The sequence below is a fragment of the Thermoplasmata archaeon genome, from assembly GCA_038729465.1.
Classification (GTDB): Archaea; Thermoplasmatota; Thermoplasmata; order Thermoplasmatales; family ARK-15; genus JAVRLB01.
Genome location: JAVYRZ010000040.1, coordinates 1 through 6,370 on the forward strand (window position 1 = coordinate 1; position 6,370 = coordinate 6,370).

Here is a 6,370-nt window from a genome sequence, read left to right on the forward strand (position 1 = left end):
ATTTTTGTGAGCTCTTTTTTCTCTCTTAATATCATGTTCTTTCACGGATATAAATATATTAATTAAATATTTTAAACTTTTTTAAAATTATCCCATTTTTGAATGAAGCCATACTATACTAGAAACTGACTGTTGAACTTTTGAATTATTCTATCAATAAAACAAATATTATGGGCATTTATTCATCAGCATTTAGCAATTGTTTTTACAGTGCCCTGAAGTAGTCTTAAAAATGGTTATAACACAAAGAAAACTGCTAAATGATCCTACAATCCATTTCTGTTATAAAGTCATAGAAAAATTAAATAGTCATAATTCAATAATATATCTATGTATCCTGAAGATGTGATCACTGTCGCAAAGAAGGGCAAGAGAGAAGTGCGAAACTATTTAATGCATGGCACTTTTGTCGAATACAATTATCTAGATGAAAAAACCGGAGAGGCTGTTGATAATAAGATCAAGCTCGTGCTGAAATCAAAAGATGGAAAAGTTTATGAATATTTTATTATACAGGGATCTAATAATAGATCTATTCTTATCACGGCATCAGAGAAAGGAAGCAGGAAGGTATTAGTAAACAATAAGGCTGTAGATTTAGATCTATTGCTTTTCAAAGACTACAATGAGGAGCTGCTTAAAAATGGTAATTGAAATACTGAAAAAGATGAGCATTGAAGAATTTAATAGGACTTGCAACGAGATATCTGAAGCCATGGGCTTCAGGATCACAAGCTCGGTGTATAAAGGAGAACAGGTAGTTGTGGATGCGGTACTGAACATTCCTGGAGAACAGAGATATATTTTGATATTCTACAGAAAAGATTTTGTCCAAAAAAAAGAGCTAGAGGATCTGGTAGTATTAGACGCAAAAGACATAAAATGGATTGTGATGATTACTGGCTCTTATGGAGAAGACGCTTTGAAGTTTGGAGCTCAGAATAATCTGGTCATGATCGACCAAAATGGGCTGGAAAAGATAATCAAGGATTTTGGTGTTAATATAAAATGGGAAGAAGAAGTGAAAAAAGAGGAGATAAAACAGAGCAAGATTTTGCCCAGTCTCGGAGAATCTGATAATAATTTGCAGTGGTCTAGAGATTTTCTTAAGAGCAAGAATTATGATATGGCAATGGATTATGTAGATAAGGCTATTAAAATTAAAGAGACTAAAGAAGCCTGGCTTTTGAAGGGTCAAATTTATCATGATATGGTTAAATTTCAAGAGTCTCTGGATTCTTACTTAAAAGCAATAAGCATTGATCCGACATATCCTGAAGGATGGTACTATCTGGGAGTGACATTGGAGGATCTTGGCCGTGAAGAGGAGGCAATCGAAGCTTTTAACCATGTTTTAGAGCTTGATGAAAATTACAGTTTGGCTTGGCTTAAAAAAGGATTGATCATGCAGGCTAAGGGCTTAAATGATGAAGCGTTGTTATGTTATAATAATATTCTGAAAAATGATAAAAGAAATTATGCAGCATGGAATAATAAGGGTGTGGTTTTGAAAAATAAGGGAGATTACGATGAAGCACAGAAATGCTTTGATATTGCGTATGAACTGAATAATGAATTTATAGATGCCATATTGAACAAGGCTGAGTTATTGTATGAACAGAAAAAATATGAGATGGCTGAAAATGAGATATATCTGTACCTCAAATCAAAGCCAAATGACAAGAATGCGCTAAAGATTCAGGCATATTCTACTTATAACCGGGGCTACAAGAAAGACGCATTGGCATTATTCGAGAAAATATTAGAAATTGACCCTCTAGACGAAGATATTAAAAAAAAGATAATAGACACTAAATTAGAGCTTGAAAAAGAAGGTGTTGCACAGCCAGAGCAGACAAACCCAGAATTAAAACCCATCCAGAGCGATGACGAAGTAAGAGAGATATTCAGCAAGGCACTAGAAAAGTATCAGGAACTGAAGTTTGACGAATCAATTGCATATTTAAATTTGATACTGAAGCGTAATCCGAACCATTTTGGTGCAAAACTTTTAAAAGAGCAGATAATTTTAGAGAAAAAATGATATAAACAAATACTATTATCATACTATGGCTCAAATAATTGATGGGAAACAGATTGCCAATCAGATGGAATTAGAACTGAAAAAAGAAGTGGAATATTTTTATAGCAAAACTGGTATCAGACCATCTCTTAATACCGTTTTGATCGGCGGCGATGATGCTTCCAGGTTGTACGCTAAATCTAAGATTAAGTTTGCACAGAAAGTAGGCATGGACGGATATATTAATGTACTGGATCAGAATGCTGATATGAACACTGTTTTAGAGCTCATTGAAAAACTGAACAAAGATCCTAATGTACATGGAATAATGATAGAGATGCCCATTCCGGCTCATCTTGACAAAGAAAAGATAGTGCAGAAAATAGACCCTGGCAAAGACATTGACGGCATGAATCCGATTAGTTATGGAAAATTGCTACTGGGCAATGAAGATTTTGTGCCAAGCACACCTAAAGCGATCATAAAAATGCTAAGTTACAGTAATGTAAAATTCGAGGGCGCGGAAGTGTGTATTGTAAATGCCAGTAGCGTGGTCGGTAAACCGCTGGCATTAATGCTCATAAACAGGTACTGTACTGTAACAGTATGTCGTAGCAAAACAAAGAATCTTAAAGAACATACATTAAGGGGGGAAATTGTGATTGTGGCAACTGGTAAACCTAACTTTTTGACAGAAGATATGGTTAACTCCGATTCTGTAGTAGTAGATGTAGGCATAAATAATGTGAATGGCAAAATTGTGGGAGACGTAGACTTTGAAAAGGTGTCTAATAAAGTGAAGATGATCACGCCAGTGCCAGGTGGTGTTGGAAGCGTCACAACTATGACTATTCTTGAAAATACTTTTAATGCATATAAAAAACAGGTAGAGAATAAATTTTAATTTTGATTTTTCAGGTCCTGAAGCGTGGTAATTACCTCTGCAAATGCGTTGTGCTTGTGTATGCTTTCCTCGCTCAAACTCTTTACCTGTATCAAGGTATCGCCTGGAAATCCTCTATATTTTTCTTCTACTTTTGTAAGAACCGTACGCACTACATCTTCCACAAATTTAGGATTTAGATGAGAGTTTAGAACTATTAATCCCTCATCTTTTCGTTTTAGGATCTCGCGTGTTGGAGAAGACATAGAATTCTCAACAAGCTCTATAAGGTCATCTGCTTCCACTTCAAATCCCCCTGGTACCTCTATCAAGAGCGTGGTGTCATTTCTCTGATTATGTGATATTACAGGAATTTTATTTAAGAATTCTTCATATTCAGGATACTGTTCAATAAGCATGGTGCGCGTAGTTTCCATCGCGCATGGGCAGACTGTAATTCCAACTACCTTTACTCCAGCCATTTTTCTAATATTTTTGTTCTTATCAATGTTTGCCTTAGCTAATAAAGTGTACTGTTCAACAGTCTTTCTACCACTGTATGTGCTCTTTTCAAGAAAATAATCTGCAGACATAGTTACTTCAGCATAACTGGCATATTCATGTCTTTTTAACATTCTCTTAACAATTTCTTCAGATAGATTTTCAAGGCTGCTACACGGAGACTTGATGCTTTCTTCTACAATCTCACTTAAAATTTCTACATTTCTGGACATGTCCGCGCCTTTTTTTGTGGCCGGGAGATCTACATATAAATCAATAGTAACGGTCAAAGTCACGTTTTTATTTGGTCTTTTAACAAAAATCTGCTTTTTAACATCAGATACACCGACTCTTGTCAATTTGTACGCGTATTTCGGCCTTTCATTTTGAACATCTGGATAGATCATAAAGCTCATAATAGTATCTATAATTTAAATCTTTATATTTCTTGTTGAGATATTAGAAATTTTCCTATACAATGTGGATATAAAAAGATTCATATTTTTAACTTTTCATAGTGTAAGAGTTTAGAAAATATCCTTTTTTTAAGCAGTTGAAAAACTGCTTTTTAACTCCGTGATCTGATCATATATTTAAAAAGTTAATGATCTAATGCATAAAATGAGCATGGCAATAATCACTATGAAACAAGTAAAAATATAGACAAGATAGTAATCGGGCACAACGATGGCTGGAAACAATTAACAAATTTAGGAAAACAAAATAACCAGCACTTTATACAGTTGCCGTTCAATAAATTAATACAACAAATCCAATATAAAGCAGAAGAATCAAAAATAAATGTCATAATAATAGATGAAAGTCATACAAGCAAATGCTCATTTTTGGATAATGAGAGTATAGAACATCATGACACTTACATGAGAAAGAGAATCAAAAGAAGAATATTCAAAGCATCAGATAGAACATTAATACATGCGGATCTGAATGCAACATATAGCATAATAAAAAAAGCAATACCCGAAGCATTTGCAGACGGGATAGTGCGTATTGGGTTGTACCCGCAAAGTTTAAGCATCAAAGAGATGATAACTTCCAAAGGTGGCTGTTAACATGGTTAACAGAAATCATAACTTGATTAGATTTATAATTTTTTATTATTTGAGGATGGTCTAGTATTTAGTTTTTATATACCATATTATATATTAAAATATCTGAAATAATCAGAAATATTTATATACATAACAATCATTTTATTATCTATGGCTGAAAACGACAACATTGATCATTTTGAAAGAGGAAATGCTTTATTTGCAATAGGAGATTATGAGGGTGCGATAAGAGAGTATAATGAAGCAATAAATGTTGATCCATTTAATTCAGATTACCACAATAATAAAGGGATAGCATATTATTATTTAAAACGGTATGAAGATGCAATTAAAGCGTATGACGAGGCAATTAATCTTTATTATAACGATCCCGGGTATCATAATAATAAAGGCTTGGCACTAGGCAAACTAAAAAGATACAATGAGGCCATAAAAGAGTTTGATGAAGCTATAAAACTCAATCAAGATAACCCTGATTATCATTATAACAAAGCTAATATATTTGATGATCTAAAACAATATGATAACGTGATTATAGAGTATGATCTGGCGATAAAGCTAGACCCTAATAATGCAACGTATCATTTCAATAAAGGTAATACTCTTTTTTACTTAAAGCGTTTTGAAGATGCTGTGAAAGAGTATGATGAAGCTCTAAAAATAGATCCGAACAATACTACTTATCATAACAATAAAAGTAATGCACTAAACTATTTAGGCAATTACTTCAATGGCAATTATGAGAAAGAAATCAAAGAATACGAGGAAGCGATCAGATCAAATCCAAGAAATCCAGAACCGTACAATAATAAAGGTGTCGCGCTCGCTAAATTAGGAAAATATGAAGAAGCCGTTAAAGAGTATGAGCAGGCAATTAAATTAAATTTTAATAATGCTAGCTATCATAATAATATGGGAAATGCACTTTACTTCCTGAGAAGATTCGATGAGGCTGCAAAAGAATATGAGACAGCTACACGATTAAATCCAGACATTGCTGTATACCATAATAATAGAGGTCTAGCACTTTATTATCTGGGAGAATATGAAGAAGCTGTTAAAGAATATGATGAAGCTATTAGATTAAATCCAGATAACCAAGACTACCAGCAAAATAAAAAAGATGCAGTAAACAGAATAAGAAGACCCAGACGCTAATGTTTAAAGCCACCGGATAGAATCAAAGAATTTCTCTAGATCCCTTGCTCTTTTATGAATTAGTTGGTATTATTTCTTATGATTATTTGAACGTGATTTTTTTGCGATCTTTTTTTATTTTATCTTTTCTCAAGAAAAATATGTCAAGAAAATATTTAAACATTTGTGAATTTTAGCTAAATAATTAAATTTTTTTTAAAAAGTCAAAAATATTAAAAGTGCATAAAACCGATTTTGTGCATCTATATTCAAAATATTATTTTATTAAATTAACTGATTTTTTGTTGAAAAAATCTATTAAAAGAAATTTTAATATAGTAGAAATATATCCATTTCAGAAATGCTAACATATTCAGATCTAATCTGTGAAATGATGGTCGAATACGGCTTCACTAAAATTGAGCGAGATCCTAAAGATTATTTATTCTTCAGTTCAAGCTCTAAAACGCTTATAATATATATTGCACAAAAAAAGGTAACTGAAGAGGACGTGCTAAAACATGCAAGGATTTTAGAATTATTAGATGGTCAAAAATACATAGTTTGTTTAAGGGACTATACTATGGATGCATGTAAAACAGCACAAAAATACAAGCAACGCCCCAGCAATTGCAGATGGAACAATCCAATAAGATACAAAAACCATATCAAACCCAGCAACAACCCATGCCACCCCAACCGCAAGAAATTCAAGCATCATATAGCGAAAGTCTCAAAGATCAAATCGCTAAA

7 protein-coding genes are annotated in these 6,370 nt (G+C 33.0%); 6 read left to right on the forward strand and 1 reads right to left on the reverse strand.

Translation table 11 applies throughout. The features are described from left to right. Nucleotides 1-330 precede the first annotated feature (330 nt). Genes QXQ25_06925 through QXQ25_06935 form a run of 3 tightly spaced genes read left to right on the forward strand, consistent with a single transcriptional unit; the run spans nucleotide 331 to nucleotide 2,927 of the window. Nucleotides 331-654: a hypothetical protein gene (locus QXQ25_06925; GenBank protein ID MEM0161432.1), complete on the forward strand. Its 324-nt coding sequence runs from the start codon at nucleotides 331-333 to the stop codon at nucleotides 652-654. Next, nucleotides 644-2,044: a tetratricopeptide repeat protein gene (locus QXQ25_06930; GenBank protein MEM0161433.1), complete on the forward strand. Its 1,401-nt coding sequence runs from the start codon at nucleotides 644-646 to the stop codon at nucleotides 2,042-2,044. Before QXQ25_06925 ends, QXQ25_06930 begins: the two co-directional genes overlap by 11 nt. A 25-nt stretch (nucleotides 2,045-2,069) precedes the next feature. Next, nucleotides 2,070-2,927, forward strand: a complete 858-nt coding sequence (locus tag QXQ25_06935) for a bifunctional 5,10-methylenetetrahydrofolate dehydrogenase/5,10-methenyltetrahydrofolate cyclohydrolase (protein ID MEM0161434.1) — start codon at nucleotides 2,070-2,072, stop codon at nucleotides 2,925-2,927. On the opposite strand, the gene mptA is transcribed toward QXQ25_06935, so the two are convergent. Continuing rightward, nucleotides 2,924-3,823: a GTP cyclohydrolase MptA gene (gene mptA / locus QXQ25_06940; protein ID MEM0161435.1), complete on the reverse strand. Its 900-nt coding sequence runs from the start codon at nucleotides 3,821-3,823 to the stop codon at nucleotides 2,924-2,926. The two genes, QXQ25_06935 and mptA, sit on opposite strands and share 4 nt — an antisense overlap. A gap of 258 nt (nucleotides 3,824-4,081) precedes the next feature. On the opposite strand from mptA, the gene QXQ25_06945 reads away from it, so the two are divergent. The 3 genes from QXQ25_06945 to QXQ25_06955 all read left to right on the forward strand — a co-directional run. Then, on the forward strand, nucleotides 4,082-4,480 hold the full coding sequence (locus QXQ25_06945) for an IS200/IS605 family accessory protein TnpB-related protein (GenBank protein MEM0161436.1): 399 nt from the start codon (nucleotides 4,082-4,084) through the stop codon (nucleotides 4,478-4,480). A gap of 150 nt (nucleotides 4,481-4,630) precedes the next feature. After that, entirely contained in the window at nucleotides 4,631-5,638 is a 1,008-nt protein-coding gene (locus tag QXQ25_06950; GenBank protein MEM0161437.1) for a tetratricopeptide repeat protein, read from the forward strand. Nucleotides 5,639-5,978: 340 nt separating this feature from the next. Further along, a partial coding sequence (locus tag QXQ25_06955) for a hypothetical protein (GenBank protein MEM0161438.1) occupies nucleotides 5,979-6,370 on the forward strand: 392 nt, incomplete at its 3' end.

Coding starts and splice junctions, on each gene's coding strand:
- QXQ25_06935 (MEM0161434.1), top strand. CDS start 2,070: ATGGCTCAAATAATTGATGGGAAACAGATTGCCAATCAGATGGAATTA.
- QXQ25_06925 (MEM0161432.1), top strand. CDS start 331: ATGTATCCTGAAGATGTGATCACTGTCGCAAAGAAGGGCAAGAGAGAA.
- QXQ25_06950 (MEM0161437.1), top strand. CDS start 4,631: ATGGCTGAAAACGACAACATTGATCATTTTGAAAGAGGAAATGCTTTA.
- mptA (MEM0161435.1), bottom strand. CDS start 3,823: ATGAGCTTTATGATCTATCCAGATGTTCAAAATGAAAGGCCGAAATAC.
- QXQ25_06930 (MEM0161433.1), top strand. CDS start 644: ATGGTAATTGAAATACTGAAAAAGATGAGCATTGAAGAATTTAATAGG.